Here is a 19,067-nt window from a genome sequence, read left to right on the forward strand (position 1 = left end):
TGCAGTACCGGAATCAGGCCTTGGCCGCTTAGTTGTTCACTGTCCAAGTTTATGGGGTCAGTTCAACAGGGTCAGCGGGCTTTTGCTAGATTCTTAAGTTCGTCGTTTGGTGGCTACGCCCTGATTTGAACAGGGGACCCCATCATTATGAGTGATGTGCTCTAACCAGCTGAGCTACGTAGCCTTTCAACGGGGGCGAATGATACTGATAACCCCGCCCTCCGTCAATATTTTATTACTACTTGTATGCAAGTTGGCGCTTATACATTAAAGCGGAAGTGCACTACATCGCCATCTTTAACAATGTATTCTTTGCCTTCTAGACGCCACTTTCCGGCATCTTTAGCGCCTTGCTCGCCATTTAATGATACAAAATCGTCATAGGCAACAACTTCGGCACGGATAAAGCCTTTTTGGAAGTCGGTGTGAATCACGCCAGCGGCTTCTGGGGCAGTTGCACCCTCTTTCACTGTCCAGGCACGTACTTCTTTAACGCCGGCGGTGAAGTAGGTTTGCAGGCCCAGCAGGGAGTAGCCCGCGCGAATGACGCGATCAAGGCCTGGTTCGTCCATGCCCATTTCGCTCAAAAACATCGAACGCTCTTCGTCATCCAACTCAGCGATCTCAGCTTCCAACTGATTGCACACGGGCACCACCAGTGCGCCTTCCTCGGCGGCGATTTCATTAACAATATCCAGATACGGATTGTTCTCGAAACCGTCTTCATTAACATTGGCAATATACATAGTCGGCTTTAGGGTCAAAAAGCCAAAGCTCTTCACCTGGCGCTGCTCTTCTTCGCTTAGGCCAAAGCTACGCAGCGGCAAGCCTTCAGCCACGTGGGGCTGGATACGGTCAAGAATCGCCTTGGTTGCCATAGCGTCTTTGTCGCCGCCTTTGACCGAGCGAACCAGGCGCTGGCTAGCTTTTTCGACGGTATCCAGGTCGGCCAATGCCAGTTCTAAATTGATTGTTTCGATATCGGCGCGGGGGTCGACTTGGTTAGCTACGTGGATAACGTTGTCGTTATCGAAGCAGCGCACCACATGGGCAATCGCTTGGGTTTCACGAATATTGGCTAGGAATTTATTGCCTAAGCCTTCGCCTTTGGATGCCCCGGCGACGAGGCCAGCAATGTCGACGAACTCCATGGTCGTCGGCAGTACTTTTTGCGGCTTGACGATTTCGGCGAGCTTATCTAGGCGCGGATCCGGCATCGGAACGATACCCACGTTCGGCTCAATGGTGCAGAAGGGGAAGTTCTCTGCATCGATGCCTGACTTCGTCAGTGCATTGAATAGTGTGGACTTGCCGACGTTAGGCAGGCCGACGATGCCGCAATTGAAACCCATAAAATGTTCCTGAGAATAAGGTGGTAGGGCGTGAAATAATCGCCATTCTACGAGATGTGCTAGCCGTCAGCTACTGGCGTCACTCGCCAGTTGTCGACGGAGGCTATTCTGGTTTAAGGCTGTGTAACTGGTTCATCGCTTTGGCCCAGTCGCCCGCTAGCGCTAAGGGTAGCGTGGCAACGCACTCATCAAGGGCACGAACGATGGCTTCTTGCTCGCTCTTGCCGGGTCGCCCCAGTACATAATTAGTCACTTGGCGCGCTTCGCCGGGGTGGCCAATACCGATCCGTAGACGGTGAAACTGTTTTTGATCGCCTAATGCACTGATGATGTCGCGCAGGCCATTATGGCCGCCGTGACCGCCGCCGGTTTTATAGCGTGCGTGGCCGGGGGGGAGGTCAAGTTCATCGTGGGCAACCAGTAAATTTTCGGGCGTCAGCTTGAAGAACTGAGCGAGGGCTGCCACTGCGGCGCCACTGCGGTTCATAAAGGTGGCGGGGTTGAGTAGGTGCAGCTCATGGTCGCCTAGTCGAACCTTAGCGTAGTGGCCGAAAAACTTCTTTTCCGGGCGCAGCTCTGCATGGGCGCTCTGCGCAATAGCATCAACCAACCAGAAGCCGGCATTATGGCGCGTGGCATCATACTCCGCTCCGGGGTTCCCTAATCCGATAATGGCTGTTACCTGGCTCATCTTCCCACCTCATACAGAATATCCAGAAGACGGGTGACGCCGCGCCAGCGACGGCCCTAAAAAAAATCAAGCGCCGAGGCGCTTGATTCTAACATCATGTCAGCGTTACGAGGGCCATGCAGACATGGCCCAAGGGAGGCTGGGGAGTTTACTCGGCGCTGGTGTCTTCTTCGCCTTCGCTTTCACCTTCTTCATCTTCTTCAGCACGTACTTTTACTTTAGTGATGCTAAGTACCGCATTGTCGTGCTCTTCACCGTGGGACAGGTCAACTGAGGTGACGCCAGCCGGTAGGGTAAGGTCAGACAGGTGCAGCGTAGTGCCTAGCTCAACGTCAGCGATGTCGACTTCAAGGTAGTCAGGCAGGTCTTTCGGCAGGCAGCTGATCGCAACTTCGTTGGCCAGTACGTGCAGTTCACCACCTTGATCTTTGATACCGACACACTTCTCTTCGCCCGTCACGTGCAGCGGCACGTTCATGGTGATTTCGTGAGTCGCATCAACGCGCAGGAAGTCGGCGTGGGTCAGCAGCGGCTTGAAGGGGTGACGCTGCAGGTCACGAACAACGACTTGCTCTTCTTTGCCTTCAATCATCAGTTTGATGACCGAGGAGAAGAAAGACTCGTCTTCAATCGCTTTGTAGAACGCGGTTTTTTCGACAGAGATAGACTGCGCGCCTTTTTCGCCACCGTATACAACGGCCGGCACTTGCTGGTTCGCACGACGCAGGCGGCGGCTCGCACCTTTCCCCAGGTCGTTACGAACGCTGGCTTTCAGGATAAAATCAGACATGGAATTGCCTCTTAGTTTAAGTAAGGAAGACGTCGCCGACCGCGACCAGACGACGACGTTTCCGTGGCCCCAAAAGGGGGCTGTATCGTCAGCGAATTAGTGGAACATCGCGCTGACAGATTCTTCATTGCTGACCCGGCGAATCGCTTCCGCAATCAGGCCTGCAACGCTCAACTGGCGAATTTTGCCGCTACGACGGGCAACGTCAGATAGCGGGATGGTGTCGGTCACCACCACTTCATCCAGTACGGAGTTGGTAATGTTATCTACCGCGGGGCCGGATAAAATCGGGTGTGTCGCATAGGCCACTACGCGCTTGGCACCGTGCTCTTTTAGCGCTTCACCGGCTTTGCACAGAGTGCCTGCAGTATCAATCATATCGTCGACAACGACACAGGTACGCCCTTCAATCTCGCCGATGATGTGCATCACCTGGGCTTGATTAGCCTGAGGACGACGCTTATCGATAATGGCGAGATCGGCATTCAACTGTTTGGCGATAGCACGGGCGCGAACAACGCCGCCTACATCAGGAGACACGACGACCAGGTCGCTGTAATTCTGACGTTCGATATCATCCAGCAAAATGGGGGAGCCGTAGACGTTGTCGACCGGGACATCAAAGAAGCCTTGGATCTGATCAGCGTGTAGATCCATGGTCATCACGCGATCAACGCCTGCTTTAACCATCATATCCGCCACTACTTTGGCGGAAATCGGTACCCGTGCGGAGCGCACGCGGCGATCCTGGCGGGCATAGCCAAAGTAGGGCAGTACTGCCGTAATGCGAGTTGCTGAGGCACGACGCAGGGCGTCAACCATCAGAATCAACTCCATCAAATTGTCATTCGTCGGTGCACAGGTGGATTGCAGGATGAAAACATCCTTACCGCGCACGTTCTCATTGATCTCGACTGCGATTTCGCCATCGCTGAATTGACCCACCGTAGCGTTACCCATACGGCTGTCTAAGCTCTCGGCAATTTTTTGAGCGAGTGCGGGATTGGCATTCCCGGCGAAAACCATCAATTTTGACACGCGCAGCCACCTTTGCAGTGTTGGGGATCAGGGAAGAAAACGCAGATCATACTTAGGGCATAGTTGAAAATTAAATTGGCTGGGGTACCAGGATTCGAACCTGGGAATGCCGATACCAAAAACCGGTGCCTTACCACTTGGCGATACCCCAACAATGGCCCTTCGTTAGCCGGGCGCTTTCAACTGCCCAGAGCGGGGCTATAAATAGCCCAGAGCATCATGTAGGGGAGAGGTGTTGAGCCCGCGTGCAACCCATGTCGGCCAATGTTGCCCCGCTAATTGCGCAGTTGCCTGTGCCGCTTGCTGTGTTTCAAAGGCAGCAAACAAACAAGCCCCTGTGCCGGTCAACCGACTAGGTGCGTGCTGTGCGAGCCAGTTAAGGGCTTCCGCAATTGGCGGATAGCGTTCCTTTACGACGGCTTCACAGTCGTTGCGCCACTCCGGCGCTCCCCCCTGCAGTGCGCGCGCCATAGTAATGGGGCGACTGTCACGTGTCAATTGTGGGTCTTGGAACACGGCAGGGGTTGAGACACTTATGCCCGGATGAATAATCACAAACCATGGCGTATCAAGCGCTACCGCAGTGAGCTGCTCGCCAACCCCTTCGGCCCAGGCGCTATGGCCGTGTACAAAAACCGGCACATCGGCCCCAAGCTGAAGCCCCAGGCGGGCTAATTCTTCAAGCGGTAGATTGAGTTGCCAAAGGTGGTTAAGCCCTACTAACGTGGTCGCGGCGTTGGAGCTACCGCCACCTAAACCACCTCCCATAGGCAGCTGCTTTTCAATCGTAAGCGTAGCCCCTAGAGGTGTGTTGCTATGGACTTGCAATAACCGTGCGGCACGTACGATTAAATTGTCATCGTGGTTAACGCCGCTCACCACGCTTGTTAGCAAAATCTCCCCGTCATCGCGGGGAGTGAGCGTCAGGTGATCGCAGAGATCGATAAACTGAAATAGCGTTTGCAGTGAGTGGTAGCCGTCTGCACGACGGCCCACGATATGCAGCATGCGGTTAAGTTTGGCCGGTGCGGGAAGCGTTAATGGGGCGTTCATTTAAACGATGACCCTTACTCGCTTGCTTGCCACTGGTTAACGACCAGCGTAATGCGAACGTCGTCGTAGTTCATGATCATACGGCGTGGTAGCCACAGATTGTCGACTTTTTCCCAGTCGCGATAGTTAATTTCCCATCCGTCTTGCTCAAGATGACTCGGAAAGCCGAGTTCATCGGTTTCTAGCTGGTAGCTACCGTGTTCGCCGGGTAAGCCACGCACCCAGTCGGGCATGGCGCTGACCGGTAGCGCCCAGCCTAGTTGCTCTTCCATTAGTGCTTCTGGTGTTTCTGCTTCAAAACGGCCATCGCTATTGGAGAGCGAAAAGCGCCCTTCGCGGCCTTCAAGCACGTTGCGCCCACCACCAAACGGCCCACTAATCAGCATGCGAAAATAATAGGGGGTTTGGTTCCAGTCTAGGTTGGCGCTGACATTCTCTTGAGGAGTGCGTAATCCCGCTTTGCCGACTAACGTCCAGGTATCGAAAGACTCTACCTCAGCCTGCTGGCGTTCCCACTGACCTGCCTGGCGGCCACTCTCATCCATAGGAGCCTGAGAGGCACACCCGGCGAGCAGGAGTAGCGCGAGCCCGGCAAGCCAGAGGCGTGAAGAGTGGCGTGTTAATGGCCAGCGGGGCGAAAGGGACGTCAGTGTCAACATAAACAGGCTCCATGTTAGATGATTATGGCGCTAGGGTAACATGATTGGTGCGCATAATTAGGTGGTTCGCTGGGTTTAGGGTGCCTCTTGCGGCGTTAGTTCAGGGCTTATTTAAGGACTTAGATCAGGATAACGCTCAAGCAGCTCATCGATGAGCGGATGCTGGCTTGTTCTCTGCATGATTTGCAGGATCAGTCGGCGTGCTTCTTCATCGCGCCCCAGCGCTTTCAGCACTTCGGCGAGATGCGCGGCAACCTCCTGATCCGGTAGCTGTGAGTAGGCACTTTCAAGCCAGGGTAGCGCTTCTTCAGGCTGTCCCATTCGGAAGTAAACCCAGCCCATGCTGTCAAGTACGGCGGGATTGTCCGGGTCTGCCTCGTAAGCGCGCTCAATGAGCGCAAAGGCTTCTTGTAAACGTCCTGGCAAGTTAAGGTCGGCCAGCGTGTAGCCCAGCGCATTGAGGGCTTCGGCATTATTCGGGTCGGTACGCAGTATCTGGCGTAGATCCTGCTCCATACCCGTAATGTCGCCCGCTTCCCAACGACGCATGGCGCGCATATAAAGTAGCGATGCGTCATCAGGCGTACGGCTAATTTCACGGTCTAATAGTGCATTCGCGTCTGCGGGCTGGTTCATGTCGTCCAGCAACTGGACTTCGAGCATTACTAATTCGCTAAAGTAATTGTCAAAGCGCATCCGCTCAATGCGCAGAAAGGCGCGAGCATCAAGCAAGCGATCTTCCTCAATCAGCATCTGCGCCGCCGCTGAGCGAGCGGGCAAAAATTCATTGCCTTCGCTGACTTGGCGATAATAAAGCAATGCATTATCGATATCGCCTTGGGTTTGAGTGATAGCGCCGAGTAGGTAATAGGCAAGATTCGGCACCTCGGGTTGGCCTATTAGCGGCTGTAGCAAGCGTTGCGCGGGTTCGGGGTGCCCCTCCTCCAGGTAGAGTTGGGCCAGCGATAAGCGCAGATCCTGATTGCCGCCATGGCTTGCGAGTAGTGCATCGGTTTGAATTTCTGCGGCACTTATATTGTTAAGGCGAATTTCTGCCTGAGCCAGCAGCAGGATAAAACGTACGTCGTCAGGCGCCAGCTCTAGCCCTTGTTGAGCCGAGCGCTGAGCGGTCGGATAATCCTCAACCTCCAGTGCCAAGCGCGCTTTCACTAGCCATAATGCAGCGGATTCGGGGTCAAGTACTTCGACTTGATCAAGCCGCCGCTGAGCAAGTGTGGTATCACCAAGGGTGGCCTCGATCAGGGCTGTGCCTAGCAGTACATCGCTATGGTGCGGCAATTGCTCAGCATTAGGGCGGGCTAAGTGCTCTCGCAACTGCTGGGCAATTAACCGCAGTGGCGCCTCTTCAGCCACCGCGACCTCTGCAAATGCGGTCACATCGCCATGGCCGCCTGCTTCAACAATATCCAGGCGCTGCTCAAGGCTGTCGAGCCAATCGCCGCGCTGTAGAGAGAAAGCCGCCAGCAGACGATTGGGTGCTTCTGCCTGGGGGGCAAGTTCTCGCCAGCGAAGCGCCGAAGCCTCTATTAATGAGGCTTCATTGCCAAAGCGGGCCGCGAAGGTGGCACGCTCGGCAAGTGCTGGCTCGCGATAGCGCTTAGCTGCTTCCAGGTAGCCCTGGCTTGCGTAGCGATAGTCGCCACGCTGGCCGGCAAGCTCGGCGCCGAGCAGCGTGCTTAACCCAGCGGCATCCAGCCCACGGGTGATCGGCGGCGCATTACGCATCGGATCATCGGCCCAGGTGCCGAGGGGGCCATCTTGTTGGCTAGGTGTAGATTGACAGCCGCTCAGCAGCAGTGCCGCAGAGGCGGCCACCGGTAGTAGTATCGAATGCCGTAACATAGAGCTCACTAATGAGAAGCCTGAACAGGTAGAGCCCATTAATACAGGGCTCGATAATGAAAAGCGAGGTCGCATGCGTCTCTCGATTAAGTGGCCGAATGCCCAGCATAGCGGCTTGCCTGCCTGCGGCAAAGTGGTGTGGGCCAGATCATAGCCTGCTGTGATAGAATGTTCCTCCTTGAAAAAGTGGTCAGCAAGCTTTATGCCTACTTTCGACAGCTGATTGTAGGCTGTGCTGAAACCACACCAAAGACTTGTTTTAGCAAGCCCTAATTGACGGTGCGGCCGCTTATCATAACGGCGGCTGACAAAAAGTCCGACACACTAGCGAAGACGCATAACGCATGACGCTTCTTGCCCTGGGAATAAATCATCGTACCGCCAGCGTGGCCGTGCGTGAGCAGGTGGCTTTTACGCCAACGCAGCTTGAAACTGCGTTGGCTGAATTGCGTAATCTGCCACAAATCAGTGAAGCGGCGGTGCTCTCTACCTGCAACCGCACGGAACTTTACTGTGTCACGGATGCGGCTGGCGAGCAGGCGGTACTCAATTGGCTCGGACGCTTTCATAACTTACGCGTCGACGAGCTAACGCGCTGTGCCTACCACTATTTAGACAACGATGCGGCGCGCCATTTAATGCGCGTAGCGGTTGGCCTTGACTCTATGGTGCTGGGCGAGCCGCAGATATTGGGTCAGTTGAAGGATGCCTATCAGCAAGCGCGCCAATCCAAGGGCTTGGGCGGCGAGCTTGAACGGCTGTTCCAGCACACCTTCGCGGTGGCCAAGCAAGTGCGCACCGAAACCGGCATCGGTAAAAATCCCGTTTCAGTGGCTTACGCCGCCGTCAGCATGGCCAGCCGTATTTTTGATGATTTTAGCCGTTCACGCGCGCTGCTAATCGGCGCCGGTGAAACCATCGAATTAGTTGCGCGCCATTTGCACGAAGCGGGCGTTCGCCAGCTTACCGTCGCCAACCGCACCCGTGAGCGCGCTGAACTGGTGGCAGGCCCCTTGGGGGGAACGGCGATTACCCTGCAAGAGATTCCTGACGCGCTTGAACATGCCGATATTGTGATTTCTTCCACCGCCGCCCCACTGCCCATACTTGGCAAAGGTATGGTCGAGCGCGCGCTAAAAAAACGCCGCCATCGGCCAGTATTTATGGTCGATATTGCCGTGCCTCGGGATATTGAGCCCGAAGTGGGCGAATTAGCGGATGTGTTTCTCTACACCGTGGACGATTTGGAAGAGGTCATCCAGGAAAATCGTCGTCACCGCCAGGTTGCCGCTGATCAAGCCGAGTCGTTGATTGAGCACGGGGTGGGTAGCTGGCAGCACGAGCGACGTATTCGTAACGGCGGCGAGTTGATACGCGACTATCGCCAGCATGGTGAAGCGCTGCGCGATCTCTCCCGTGACCAAGCGCTAGAGCGGTTGGCGCGGGGTGAAGACCCCGCTAAGGTCATTGAGCGCTTGGCCCATCAATTGACCAACCGTTTGCTCCACCAGCCGACCCAGGCTATACGCGATGCGGCCTCAGAAGAGCATCACGACTTACTGAATGCCGCCCCTCGGCTGCTATTGCCTATAAAACCTGCATTCGAGACCACGCCTGCGCCCACGGTTAACCGCCAGAAGGATGATACGCCCGCATGAAAGAGACTCTGCACCAACGCTTAGACAGCTTTACCGAACGCTTTGAAGAGCTGTCGATGCTGCTGTCGGATCCCGACGTGATCAATAACCAGCAACGCTTTCGCGACTATTCACGTGAATATGCCGAGTTAGAAGAGCTGGTGGCGGCCTGGCAGCGCTATCGTGATATTGAAACCAATATGCACGAAGCTGAGCAGCTTAGCCGCGATAGCGACGCTGATATGCGTGAGTTGGCGGAGATGGAGCTTAGTGAAGGGCGTGAACGGTTAGCCGAGTTGGATATCGAGCTGAAACGCTTGCTAGTACCGAAAGACCCTGACGATGGCCGCGGAGTATTTCTGGAAGTGCGCGCCGGTACCGGCGGCGACGAGGCGGCTATTTTTGCCGGTGATCTGTTTCGCATGTACTCACGCTATGCCGAAAAACGCGGTTGGCGGGTCGAAGTGGTTAGCGCCAGCCATGGCGAGCAGGGCGGCTACAAAGAGATTATTTCCCGCGTTAAAGGCGATGGCGTATACGCCCAGCTAAAATTTGAATCCGGCGCCCATCGCGTGCAGCGCGTCCCTGCGACCGAATCCCAGGGCCGCATTCATACTTCTGCTTGCACCGTAGCGGTAATGCCTGAAGTCGATGATGTGGGTGATATCGATATCAATCCTTCGGATTTGCGCGTGGATACCTACCGCTCCAGCGGTGCCGGTGGTCAGCACGTTAACACTACAGACTCTGCGATCCGCATTACTCACCTGCCCACCGGCGTGGTGGTGGAGTGCCAGGAGGAACGCAGCCAGCATAAAAACCGTGCCAAAGCGATGTCGCTGCTGGCCGCGAAGTTGAAGCGCAACGCCGTCGATAGCCAGCGTCAGACCCAGGCGGATGCGCGCCGTTCGCTAGTTGGCTCGGGTGATCGCAGTGAGCGCATCCGTACCTATAATTTCCCCCAGGGGCGGATTACCGACCACCGCATTAATTTGACGCTTTATAAGCTTAACGAGGTGGTTAGCGGTGAGCAGTTGGATGACGTGATTAGCCCACTGATTCATGAGTATCAAGCGGAGCAACTTTCAGCCCTTCAGGACGTTTAATGACCCTTGATGCGCTGCTCAAACAGGCTGCCCAGCGCTTGCAGAAGGCGGGTTCCAGCTCACCACGTATCGACGCTGAAGTGCTGTTATGTCACGTACTCGGACGCGACCGCACCTGGCTCTACACTTGGGGGGATAAAACGTGCCCCTTATGGGAGCAGGCCCGTTTTGATGCGCTAATAGCGGCGCGTGCCCAAGGCGCACCGGTCGCCTACCTCACCGGCGAACGCGAATTTTGGGGGCTGCGCTTAGCTACCTCACACAATACATTAATTCCCCGGCCCGATACTGAAACCCTCGTAGAGCTGGCGCTAAGCCGAGCGGCGCTGCCCTCGGGCCGCCTGCTCGATCTTGGCACCGGTACTGGCGCCATTGCCTTGGCGTTCGCCAGCGAGCAGCCTGGCTGGCAAATCGTTGGTGTGGATCTGCGCTTTGAAGCGGTGACCTTGGCAACTAGTAATGCGGAAGCCCTGGCGATCACTAATGCCCAGTTTTTGCAAAGCAATTGGTTCGGCGCTTTGGAAACGTTTGATGAGGCAGATAAACGTTTCGATATTATTGTTAGTAACCCGCCTTACATTGCCGCCGATGATCCCCATTTAAGCGAAGGTGATGTGCGTTTTGAACCTCGCTCAGCGCTGGTTGCTGATGCCGAAGGTATGGCCGACCTGCTGCATCTGGTGCACTCTGCGCCGCACTATTTAACCGCGTCAGGCTGGTTGTTGCTTGAGCATGGCTACCGCCAAGCTGATAAGGTGCGCGCAGCGCTTAAAAGCGCTGGCTATCAAAGCGTTGAAAGTATTCGTGACCTGGGAGGGCATGAACGGGTTACCCTGGGACACCTTTAATAACTGCCTGATTCATCAGTATTGGATCCTGCCATGAAACCAAAAAATAGAACGCTGGACCGTATCGACCTCAAAATCCTGCGCTGTTTGCAGGAGAATGCGCGTATTTCATACGTCGATTTAGCCGCTGAAGTAGGCTTATCCACAACCCCTTGTCTTGAACGCGTTAAGCGTCTGGAGAAAGCGGGTATTATTCGTGGCTACCAAGCCATTCTTGACCCACGGGCTTTAAAAGCCAATTTATTAGTTTTTGTCGAGATCAGCTTGGAAACACAATCGCCAGCGGTATTTGATGAGTTTCGTCGTGCTGTCGAAAAGCTGCCGCAGATTCAGGAGTGCCACCTTGTCTCGGGACAGTTTGACTATATTTTGAAGTGTCGTATCCCTGAGATGGCTGCTTACCGCCAGCTATTGGGTGATGTGGTGTTAACGTTGCCTGGTGTTAAAGAATCGAAAAGCTACGTGGTGATGGAAGAAGTGAAAGAGAGCTTCAATTTACACATCCCCGCCTACGAGGAATTTGAGGATAAGTAAGCCGATGATGGATGACCAGGCGCTGCTGCGCTATAGCCGTCAGATCATGCTGCCCGAGGTGGATATCGAGGGCCAAGAGCGCCTGCTATCTGCCCATGCAGTGATTATTGGTGCAGGCGGTTTGGGCTCTCCGGCAGCGCTTTATTTAGCTGCGGCTGGGGTGGGGCGCATCACGATCGCCGATGCCGATCACGTCGAACTTTCCAATCTTCAACGTCAAATTGCCCACCAACACGCCAGTATTGGCTTAAATAAGGCGCACTCTGCCCAGGTCAGCATGCAAGCGCTCAACCCACACTGTCACGTGGTTGCGTTAGACCAACATGTCGAGGGCGAAGCCCTTGAACGCTTAGTCGCTTCGGCGGATGTGGTGCTGGATTGTACGGATCGTTTCTCAAGCCGCTATGCGGTGAATGCGGCGTCACAAAAAGCCGAGGTGCCGCTTGTGTCTGGGGCGGCCATTCGCTTTTCAGGTCAGTTGGCGGTGTTTGATCCCCGCGACGCGGCTTGCCCCTGCTACGCCTGCCTCTATCCACCCGACGATAGCCGCGACGAAGCGCTTAGTTGCGCAGAAAGCGGGGTAATGGCGCCACTGGTAGGCTTAATCGGCTGCTTTCAAGCGGTAGAAGCCTTTAAACTGCTGAGTGGCGCAGGTGCTGCCCACCAGGGGCTATCTACGTTCGATGGCTTAAGTGGCCAATGGCGGCGCTTTCAAGTACCCCGCGATCCCGCTTGCCCAGTGTGCGCTCAGCGCCGCTAGCCCCTTAATCGTTAGCTTTCGCTTCTGTTTTGTCGTGTTCCGCGGCGTTCGCGCTAGCGGTTGCATGTTTATCGACCGATGCTTTACGCGAGTTAGCCACGGAGGCGTTGTTCAATGCGGAGGTTTTTGTAACGCCGCCGATGGCATCGCCAAAGGCGCTTTTCAATACCTCATTGTCAGGATCCATATCGATACTGCCGTGGAAAACGCTGCCATCTTCCAACACTAGGCAAGGGGCAACAATAGTGCCTGAGACCTGGGCGCCTTTGTGAATAGTCGCGCGGTGAAGTACCACTAAATTGCCTATCACTTCACCGGATACATGCAGCGTATGGGCAAATACATCGCCGTTGATATAGCCATTGGCACCTAGGGTAACGGTGTGCTGTTTGCAGGTGATAATACCGCTTACGCGTCCCTCTACCGTTAAATCTTCATCGCTATTAATGTCTCCCTCAACTTGCGTATGCGCCCCAATCACGGAAAGGCTTGGTCGCGCACTGCTGGTCGGGGTTCCTTGTGTGGCTGATGAGCGTGTATCAGGTGGTATTAGCGTTGAGGTTTTATTTTCAGGTGGGGCATTCTTGGCTTTGTTAAACATAGGGTGACTCCTAGTAAATGACGCCAGTGCGCCTTTGGGGTGCGAAGTAGTGAGCACTAAATACCTTAATCGGCTTATGAGCGTCTTAAAGCCAGGAGTTAAGCCAAGTGAATGGGCTTATTCACGCCGCCGCAATATAGCAGAGCGAGTATAACGTTAGCTGGGGTAACCACATCTAAAGCGGCAGGAAGCGGTATGGGCATTCAAGTATGGTTTATTGTGCTGGGCGTTGGCGTAATGACGCTGATCGTATGGGACGGCAAGCGCCGTAAACTAAAACAGCGTTCTTTAATCGTGGCCGATATAACGCGCAAAGTACCTGCTTTGGATACCGTTCCCAACCCAGTATCACCCTATGAAGCGATGTCGCCACCTGAAACAGATGCCACCACTGTGGCGTCTCCCGCCATAGAGCGCATACCTGGTGGTAGCCGAATTGGGTCAGCCACCCATATTTTAGGCAAGGTAATCGCCGATGAGCCGGTGGTCATTAAGGGGCGTTTGGAGGGTACCCTCATTGCGCCCAATCATCCCGTCTCTGTGACTGCCTCTGGCCATGTAGCGTCTTATATTGAGGGGAGTTGTGTCGATATTGACGGGTATATGGTCGGTACGCTTAAAGCCAACACTAAGGCCACGCTACTAACGCGAGCGCGCTTACAGGGGGTGGTCGAAGCTCCTCGCTTAGAGTGTATGGCGGGGGCTTGGCTTCAGGTAGATGTGGCCCAGGCTGCCAGTCGCCAAAGCGCTGCCATGGTGTCTTAGGTATCTTAAAGGCTGTGGGCGGTTACTTATCACATTATACGTTAGCCCAACGTCTGGATTCGCGCTTCGGTGCTTCAGTTTTTGCTAGCTTGGCCGATATCTTATTGAATAAATTATAAATATTAAGGAATTAACAGAATGAAGCACCTCTCTATTAAATGGAGCCTGACTGCTGCATTAGCCCTACTGGTGCTTATGATTGGCTTGATCAGCGGCCTCGGGTTTTATTCCAGTCATAATAGCTCGCAAGCGCTGGAAGAATTGGCTGCCACCAACGTACGACTCGTTAACTTAGCCAACCGCACACAGGTGCACGCGCTTAGGGCGCAAACGTTTTTAGACCGATCGGCGAGTTTCAGCACCCAGGGTAACCCAGAGAAAGGGCAGGAAAGTCTTGCCATGGCAGCAGAGGCGGTGGCTGAGGCAGAGGCGCGCTTTAATGAGTTTAGTGCCGTGCCAATCAATCCTGAAGGTACGCTGGCACCCCACCGTGATGCGATTATCAGCGCTTACAATGCTTTTGTGACGGAGGGCATTTCGCCACTATTAGAAGCCGCCCCTTTTCAAATTCAGCGCAGGCAAGAGGAACTGGGGACATTAAGCGCTGAATTGGATCAAGCAATGAGTGGTTTTATCGCGTATACCGAAGAGCGTGGCGCGAACGTCCTCCAACAGCTCAATCGTTTGGCGACTATTATTGGTGCCATTGCTATTACCCTTTTAGTGATTTCATTGGTGGCAGTGGTGGTGATTCGGTGGGCAATGATGCGTAGCGTAGTAAGGCCACTTCGACGTGCCAGTGAACACTTTGCGCGGATTGCCGATGGTGATCTGACAGGCCAGATTGAGGATCGCGGGCGTAACGAAATTGGTCAGTTGTTCAGTGGACTATCGGCGATGCAGGAGAAGCTAAAACAACTGGTTGTTGCGTTGAGAGGCAGCAGCGAGCGGGTTTTCAGCGGGGCTGGTGATATCTCTGCGGGAAGTCAGGATCTCTCTTCGCGCACTGAGCAGCAGGCCTCCGCGCTTCAGCAAACCGCTTCCAGCATGGAGGAGATGTCGACGACGGTAGCTAAAAACGCTGAAACGGCCCAAGAGGCGGATCAGCTTTCGGTTGCGGCGTCACGGTCAGCGGAGTCAGGTGGCGAAGAGGTAGAGCGCACGGTGCAACTTATGCGTGAGATTGCGGCCAGTGCGAGCCAGGTAAACGATATTATTGGCGTGATTGACTCCATTGCCTTCCAAACCAATATATTAGCACTCAATGCGTCAGTCGAAGCAGCCCGCGCAGGCGAGCAAGGCCGCGGCTTCGCCGTTGTGGCCAGCGAGGTGCGTACATTAGCGACGCGAAGTGCTGACTCCGCCAAAGAGATTCGTAGTTTGATTGAGCAGACCACCACGAAAATTAACGGTGGCGCTGAACAAGCGGAGCGCAGCGGGCAGACGATTCACCAAACGGTGGATGCGATTCGCCAAGTCACTACTCTAATGAGCGAAATTTCAACCGCTACGCGTGAGCAGAACAGTGGTATTGAGCAAATTAATGCTGCCCTTACCGAAATGGACTCGGTGACCCAGCAAAACGCTGCGCTTGTGCAACAAACCAGCACGGCCGCTAGTTCTTTAGAAGAGCAGGCCCGCGAGCTGGCCGATATGATGGCTACCTTTCGCATTGATGAGAGTGCTGTCAGCGCTATTGCGATGACGCATAAGGGAAAGGCCCTAGGGCAAGCAGTAGACCCACGCATTGAGTCAGCGCCACGCCAACAGATGAAGCAGAGCCAATCAGAAACCGTCGATGAATGGAATGAGTTCTAGGTCTTAAATCACTAAAAGCCGCCGATGATAAGTGTACTTATTGCCGGCGGCTGTTTGCCGCTATAACGTGGCCGCTAATAGGCGGTTCAGCTTACGCACGGGCTGAAACGCGCAGTCGTACATAATCTGCCGTCCAGTTGCCTTGTTCATCGCGCAGACTGTGTCCCAGCAGCGTTAAAGTGTTTTCAAGTACTGCTTCGCTCACATCTTCGTCGAGCCCATGCAGGAAAGGGCTGGCAAAGGTTTCCAGCCACCCCAGCATGCCGGTAGGCAAGGGAGTAGGGCGTGGGATCAGCTCAATGCTTTCTACTTTGAAACCGACTGTTTCCAGCAAATGGCCGTACTCGTGGGTGGTTGGAAAGTACCAGGGGTGGCGGCCGCGGGCGCTAATGCCCCGAAACTGCAGGGCGGCAATCAGCGCGGTGCAAATAGCGGCGACATTGCCATGGCCACCGAACTCAGCCACAAAACGGCCTCCCGGCTTTAATGCACGCTTAACGCCTGCTAGTACCGCCTGGGGGTCTAGCATCCAATGCAGCGCTGCATTGCTAAATACTGCATCAAATTCATGGTCAAAAGGCAGTTGATGCCCGTCAACGACACGCGCGGTAATCCCGCGTTGGCGTGCGGCGTTCACCATCGCTTCTGAAGCGTCTACACCGAGCACGTCAGCGCCAAGTTGCACAAGGCGCTCGGTCAACGAGCCGTCGCCGCAGCCAAGATCCAAAATGCGTTCGCCGGGCTGAGGCGCTAACAGCTTGACCACTTCGCTGCCTAGCTTAGGTACAAAATTAGCATTCTGGGCGTAGTCGCTGGCATTCCACTCTTGCCCAGGTGCATTTTGAGGGGTATTGGTCATATCGGCTTCCTGGCGTCGTTATTATTCCATCAAGTGTCAGTTATCAACGTATAGCCTTAGCAGTATAGCTTGCTGATGCCTAACTTATTAGATAGACAATGAAAATCTAATAAATGACTCGCTATCGCTGATAACTTAGATATCGGCTTTGGTAGGCAACTTTTGATAGCGTCCTAGCAAAAAAAGCTAGAATGACATTTTCATCCGCTGGCAGGGGGGGGGAATGAGCCAATCTAAACCGTGCTATAGCGTCAATTCCCCCGTCGGGGTGATTGCCGATACCCATGGGTTGCTGCGTGATGAGGCACTTTGTCTCCTGGAGGGGTGTGAACTCATTCTGCACTTGGGGGATGTGGGCAGCAAAGAAGCGGATAAAGCGATTTTGCAGCGTTTGGAGACAGTGGCCCCAGTGCACTGCGTAAAGGGCAATATAGATAGGGCGGCGTGGGCGACGAGTTTGCCGATACATCAGGACATTATTGTGAACGAAAAACACCTGCACCTTGTTCACCGCTTAGAAGATTTCGACCCAAAGACTCCTTGCGTGGCTGTCCTGCATGGCCATTCCCATAAGCCCCGCAATCAACATCAGGACGGAAAGCTGTTCTTCAATCCTGGAGCAGCGGGAAAGCGCCGATTCAAACTGCCTATTACGCTAGGCAAATTATGGATAGATAAACGTGGCGTGCGCGGCGCGATCATGCATTTGCTCTAGCCTGTTTTGAAAGCGATCAGCCACTCCTGTCATCTTGTACAAATCTGTTACCCTATTCGTTTGTTGTTTCAGATAAGCGTTATGCAGATAAGCGAGGTTCCATGAACGACGTTATTGAGTTACTGAAATCCCACCGTTCGATCCGTAAATTTAACGATCGACCGATTCCGCGTGAGTTGCTGTTGGAGCTTATTCAAGCCGGTCAAGGAGCGGCTACGTCCAGCCATGTTCAGGCATATACCGTTATCCATGTGAAAAATCAGGCGAACCGTGAGCAGATAGCAGAGCTGGCCGGCGGTCAGGGTTACATTGCTAGCTGTGCCGATTTTTTGGTTTTCTGTGCTGATATGAAGCGTCCGACAGAGGCTTCTGAGCGCACTGGCGCAAACGTTGTTCGAGGAATGACCGAGCAACTGTTGGTGGCGACCGTCGATACGGCGCTAATGGCGCAAAATGTGGCGGTGGCAGCGGAATCTGAAGGGCTGGGAATCTGCTATATCGGCGGTATCCGCAATAATCCTCAACAGATTAGCGATCTGCTACGTTTACCCAAGCACGTGTACCCGGTGTTTGGTATGTGCCTCGGCTATCCAGACCAAGAACCTGAAGTAAAGCCACGCTTGCCCGTGGAGGCGGTTCTTAAAGAAGACTACTACACTGAAGACGTCGAGCAGGTAGAGGCCTTCGATACAACTATGCAGACTTACTATCAGGCTCGCAGCAGCAGTAACAAAGACACCGACTGGTCCCGCAATCTTAAGCCTTTGTTTGATAGCAAGCTACGCCCTCATATGCGTGACTTTTTGATCAAGCGCGGCTTTGAAATGAAATAGTCTTGAGATGACCTAGCTTTGACATGACCTAGCTTTGAGATGAAGTAAGGGGCGCTGGACACTTTTTTAATAGGATTTTTGGAAAAGAGAACGTTCAGTCGGTTATGGGTTCTCTTTTCTCGCTTTCAGGAGCTTCACCGTATGCGCGTATTTTCAAATCCCGTCGGTTCGGGCTCTCTCTGGTTCGACAACCTTGCAACTGCAGACGGGGTTCCCGTCGCCTATGACCCTCAGGCCCGTGCCTTTGTGCCAATGCCGCCTTTCTGCATCAATCGTGACATTATTGGCTGCAACTGGATTGCCCCTAAAGAGGGTGCTTTTTGCCGCGCTTGTGCCATGACAGCACTGGCGCCAGACCCTAACCTTCCCAACGCTATTCCTAACTGGGCCCAAACGGAAGCGGCTAAGCGCTGGGTTTTGGATAATCTTGGCCGTTGGCACTGGTTCCGACCCGAAGATCCAGGCGCCCCGCCGGTTTTCCATCTGCTTGCCGAAGGCCCCACACCTGTGCCGATGGGGCACATTGAGGGCGTAGTGACCATCAGTGTGGCCGAGGTAGACCCCGTGCTGGTTACCACGCGTCGGGAAGCGTTAGAAGAGCCTTACCGCACGATGATTGGCCATATGCGCCACGAAATTTCACACATGCTGTGGTGGCGGCTTAGTTTGCGCGAAGATTTTTTGAATGCCTTTCGTGAGATGTTTGGCGACGAGCGTCAGGATTATCAGGCCGCGCTACAGCATCACTACCAAGCCGGTCCGCCGCCTGATTGGAAAGAGCGCTATTTAACCACCTACGCCTCAGCACATCCCCACGAAGATTGGGCCGAAACTGCCGCGCACCTGCTGCATTTAACCGATATTGCCGATAGTTTTGCGGCATCAGACCTCTCTTCGCCGGAGCTGCCTAGCCCGCAGTGGGATCCATATGCAGAGCCAGACGCGGAGCGTTTAATATACGTGGCTGCGGCGCTTACCGTAGGGGTTAACCACGTTAACCGCTCGATGGGCTTGCCGGATCTTTACCCTTTTGTGCTGTCAGAGACGGCCCGCCGTAAGCTTGCGTTTGTCCATGATTGGCTGCGTCGCGGCGCTCAGGGGTTATAAACTGTGGTAAACGTTGATACGGCAATAGTGAAGAATTG

At 54.3% G+C, this 19,067-nt stretch carries 19 protein-coding genes and 2 tRNA genes; 10 read left to right on the forward strand and 11 right to left on the reverse strand.

Going from position 1 to position 19,067, the window contains the following annotated elements; all coding sequences use genetic code 11:
• Positions 1 to 107: 107 nt before the first annotated feature.
• The 9 genes from J7J49_RS19445 to J7J49_RS19485 form a co-directional block, all read right to left on the reverse strand.
• Positions 108 to 184: transfer RNA gene (locus J7J49_RS19445), tRNA-Met, on the reverse strand.
• A gap of 76 nt (positions 185 to 260) precedes the next feature.
• On the reverse strand, positions 261 to 1,352 hold the full coding sequence (gene ychF, locus J7J49_RS19450) for a redox-regulated ATPase YchF (RefSeq protein WP_064234812.1): 1,092 nt from the start codon (positions 1,350 to 1,352) through the stop codon (positions 261 to 263).
• Between the two features lie 103 nt (positions 1,353 to 1,455).
• Positions 1,456 to 2,043: an aminoacyl-tRNA hydrolase gene (pth, locus tag J7J49_RS19455; protein WP_215095019.1), complete on the reverse strand. Its 588-nt coding sequence runs from the start codon at positions 2,041 to 2,043 to the stop codon at positions 1,456 to 1,458.
• 148 nt (positions 2,044 to 2,191) lie between these two features.
• Entirely contained in the window at positions 2,192 to 2,833 is a 642-nt protein-coding gene (locus tag J7J49_RS19460) for a 50S ribosomal protein L25/general stress protein Ctc (RefSeq protein WP_064234810.1), read from the reverse strand.
• Between the two features lie 96 nt (positions 2,834 to 2,929).
• Complete coding sequence (locus J7J49_RS19465; protein WP_175540359.1) at positions 2,930 to 3,871, reverse strand: ribose-phosphate pyrophosphokinase; 942 nt, start codon at positions 3,869 to 3,871, stop codon at positions 2,930 to 2,932.
• Between the two features lie 76 nt (positions 3,872 to 3,947).
• A tRNA-Gln gene (locus J7J49_RS19470) sits at positions 3,948 to 4,022 on the reverse strand.
• Positions 4,023 to 4,069: 47 nt separating this feature from the next.
• On the reverse strand, positions 4,070 to 4,924 hold the full coding sequence (gene ispE / locus J7J49_RS19475) for a 4-(cytidine 5'-diphospho)-2-C-methyl-D-erythritol kinase (protein WP_215095021.1): 855 nt from the start codon (positions 4,922 to 4,924) through the stop codon (positions 4,070 to 4,072).
• A 14-nt stretch (positions 4,925 to 4,938) separates the two neighbouring features.
• Positions 4,939 to 5,583 carry a lipoprotein insertase outer membrane protein LolB gene (gene lolB, locus J7J49_RS19480; RefSeq protein ID WP_215095024.1) on the reverse strand — a complete coding sequence of 215 codons (645 nt, stop codon included), beginning with the start codon at positions 5,581 to 5,583 and terminating at the stop codon, positions 4,939 to 4,941.
• Between the two features lie 111 nt (positions 5,584 to 5,694).
• On the reverse strand, positions 5,695 to 7,446 hold the full coding sequence (locus J7J49_RS19485) for a tetratricopeptide repeat protein (RefSeq protein ID WP_251048414.1): 1,752 nt from the start codon (positions 7,444 to 7,446) through the stop codon (positions 5,695 to 5,697).
• A 344-nt stretch (positions 7,447 to 7,790) separates the two neighbouring features.
• Between J7J49_RS19485 and hemA the strand changes: the two genes are divergently transcribed.
• From hemA to J7J49_RS19510, 5 genes are read left to right on the forward strand one after another with little or no spacing between them, the layout of a single operon-like run.
• Entirely contained in the window at positions 7,791 to 9,104 is a 1,314-nt protein-coding gene (hemA, locus tag J7J49_RS19490; RefSeq protein ID WP_007113446.1) for a glutamyl-tRNA reductase, read from the forward strand.
• Entirely contained in the window at positions 9,101 to 10,189 is a 1,089-nt protein-coding gene (prfA, locus tag J7J49_RS19495) for a peptide chain release factor 1 (RefSeq protein ID WP_215095028.1), read from the forward strand. Before hemA ends, prfA begins: the two co-directional genes overlap by 4 nt.
• The gene (prmC, locus tag J7J49_RS19500) at positions 10,189 to 11,037 is read left to right on the forward strand and encodes a peptide chain release factor N(5)-glutamine methyltransferase (protein WP_215095030.1); all 849 of its coding nucleotides are present in this window, start codon (positions 10,189 to 10,191) and stop codon (positions 11,035 to 11,037) included. Before prfA ends, prmC begins: the two co-directional genes overlap by 1 nt.
• A 33-nt stretch (positions 11,038 to 11,070) precedes the next feature.
• A complete protein-coding gene (locus J7J49_RS19505) occupies positions 11,071 to 11,571 on the forward strand; it encodes an Lrp/AsnC ligand binding domain-containing protein (RefSeq protein ID WP_064234803.1) in 501 nt (166 codons plus the stop codon).
• Positions 11,572 to 11,575: 4 nt separating this feature from the next.
• Positions 11,576 to 12,331: a HesA/MoeB/ThiF family protein gene (locus tag J7J49_RS19510; RefSeq protein WP_215095032.1), complete on the forward strand. Its 756-nt coding sequence runs from the start codon at positions 11,576 to 11,578 to the stop codon at positions 12,329 to 12,331.
• Between the two features lie 4 nt (positions 12,332 to 12,335).
• On the opposite strand, the gene J7J49_RS19515 is transcribed toward J7J49_RS19510, so the two are convergent.
• On the reverse strand, positions 12,336 to 12,932 hold the full coding sequence (locus tag J7J49_RS19515; RefSeq protein ID WP_215095034.1) for a bactofilin family protein: 597 nt from the start codon (positions 12,930 to 12,932) through the stop codon (positions 12,336 to 12,338).
• 195 nt (positions 12,933 to 13,127) lie between these two features.
• Between J7J49_RS19515 and J7J49_RS19520 the strand changes: the two genes are divergently transcribed.
• On the forward strand, positions 13,128 to 13,697 hold the full coding sequence (locus tag J7J49_RS19520) for a bactofilin family protein (RefSeq protein WP_251048415.1): 570 nt from the start codon (positions 13,128 to 13,130) through the stop codon (positions 13,695 to 13,697).
• Between the two features lie 138 nt (positions 13,698 to 13,835).
• Positions 13,836 to 15,515 (forward strand): methyl-accepting chemotaxis protein, encoded by a 1,680-nt coding sequence (locus tag J7J49_RS19525; protein WP_215095038.1) that lies wholly within the window; start codon positions 13,836 to 13,838, stop codon positions 15,513 to 15,515.
• 91 nt (positions 15,516 to 15,606) lie between these two features.
• Here J7J49_RS19525 and J7J49_RS19530 read toward each other — a convergent pair whose 3' ends face one another.
• Complete coding sequence (locus tag J7J49_RS19530; RefSeq protein ID WP_215095040.1) at positions 15,607 to 16,374, reverse strand: class I SAM-dependent methyltransferase; 768 nt, start codon at positions 16,372 to 16,374, stop codon at positions 15,607 to 15,609.
• 223 nt (positions 16,375 to 16,597) lie between these two features.
• Here J7J49_RS19530 and J7J49_RS19535 point away from each other — a divergent pair, with 223 nt between their 5' ends.
• The 3 genes from J7J49_RS19535 (at position 16,598) to J7J49_RS19545 (ending at position 19,029) form a co-directional block, all read left to right on the forward strand.
• Positions 16,598 to 17,089: a metallophosphoesterase family protein gene (locus J7J49_RS19535; protein ID WP_215095041.1), complete on the forward strand. Its 492-nt coding sequence runs from the start codon at positions 16,598 to 16,600 to the stop codon at positions 17,087 to 17,089.
• A gap of 101 nt (positions 17,090 to 17,190) precedes the next feature.
• Positions 17,191 to 17,922 carry an oxygen-insensitive NADPH nitroreductase gene (gene nfsA, locus J7J49_RS19540; RefSeq protein WP_215095043.1) on the forward strand — a complete coding sequence of 244 codons (732 nt, stop codon included), beginning with the start codon at positions 17,191 to 17,193 and terminating at the stop codon, positions 17,920 to 17,922.
• Positions 17,923 to 18,063: 141 nt separating this feature from the next.
• Positions 18,064 to 19,029 carry a zinc-binding metallopeptidase family protein gene (locus tag J7J49_RS19545; protein ID WP_064234795.1) on the forward strand — a complete coding sequence of 322 codons (966 nt, stop codon included), beginning with the start codon at positions 18,064 to 18,066 and terminating at the stop codon, positions 19,027 to 19,029.
• Positions 19,030 to 19,067: the final 38 nt, after the last annotated feature.

Source organism: Halomonas sp. ISL-56 (assembly GCF_018612805.1).
Lineage (GTDB): Bacteria > Pseudomonadota > Gammaproteobacteria > Pseudomonadales > Halomonadaceae > Vreelandella.

Bases quoted from the DNA above. Each gene is read 5' to 3' on its own strand.
- ychF (WP_064234812.1), bottom strand. From the start codon at position 1,352: ATGGGTTTCAATTGCGGCATCGTCGGCCTGCCTAACGTCGGCAAGTCC.
- pth (WP_215095019.1), bottom strand. From the start codon at position 2,043: ATGAGCCAGGTAACAGCCATTATCGGATTAGGGAACCCCGGAGCGGAG.
- J7J49_RS19460 (WP_064234810.1), bottom strand. From the start codon at position 2,833: ATGTCTGATTTTATCCTGAAAGCCAGCGTTCGTAACGACCTGGGGAAA.
- ispE (WP_215095021.1), bottom strand. From the start codon at position 4,924: ATGAACGCCCCATTAACGCTTCCCGCACCGGCCAAACTTAACCGCATG.
- lolB (WP_215095024.1), bottom strand. From the start codon at position 5,583: ATGTTGACACTGACGTCCCTTTCGCCCCGCTGGCCATTAACACGCCAC.
- J7J49_RS19485 (WP_251048414.1), bottom strand. From the start codon at position 7,446: ATGTTACGGCATTCGATACTACTACCGGTGGCCGCCTCTGCGGCACTG.
- hemA (WP_007113446.1), top strand. From the start codon at position 7,791: ATGACGCTTCTTGCCCTGGGAATAAATCATCGTACCGCCAGCGTGGCC.
- prfA (WP_215095028.1), top strand. From the start codon at position 9,101: ATGAAAGAGACTCTGCACCAACGCTTAGACAGCTTTACCGAACGCTTT.
- prmC (WP_215095030.1), top strand. From the start codon at position 10,189: ATGACCCTTGATGCGCTGCTCAAACAGGCTGCCCAGCGCTTGCAGAAG.
- J7J49_RS19505 (WP_064234803.1), top strand. From the start codon at position 11,071: ATGAAACCAAAAAATAGAACGCTGGACCGTATCGACCTCAAAATCCTG.
- J7J49_RS19510 (WP_215095032.1), top strand. From the start codon at position 11,576: ATGATGGATGACCAGGCGCTGCTGCGCTATAGCCGTCAGATCATGCTG.
- J7J49_RS19515 (WP_215095034.1), bottom strand. From the start codon at position 12,932: ATGTTTAACAAAGCCAAGAATGCCCCACCTGAAAATAAAACCTCAACG.
- J7J49_RS19520 (WP_251048415.1), top strand. From the start codon at position 13,128: ATGGGCATTCAAGTATGGTTTATTGTGCTGGGCGTTGGCGTAATGACG.
- J7J49_RS19525 (WP_215095038.1), top strand. From the start codon at position 13,836: ATGAAGCACCTCTCTATTAAATGGAGCCTGACTGCTGCATTAGCCCTA.
- J7J49_RS19530 (WP_215095040.1), bottom strand. From the start codon at position 16,374: ATGACCAATACCCCTCAAAATGCACCTGGGCAAGAGTGGAATGCCAGC.
- J7J49_RS19535 (WP_215095041.1), top strand. From the start codon at position 16,598: ATGAGCCAATCTAAACCGTGCTATAGCGTCAATTCCCCCGTCGGGGTG.
- nfsA (WP_215095043.1), top strand. From the start codon at position 17,191: ATGAACGACGTTATTGAGTTACTGAAATCCCACCGTTCGATCCGTAAA.
- J7J49_RS19545 (WP_064234795.1), top strand. From the start codon at position 18,064: ATGCGCGTATTTTCAAATCCCGTCGGTTCGGGCTCTCTCTGGTTCGAC.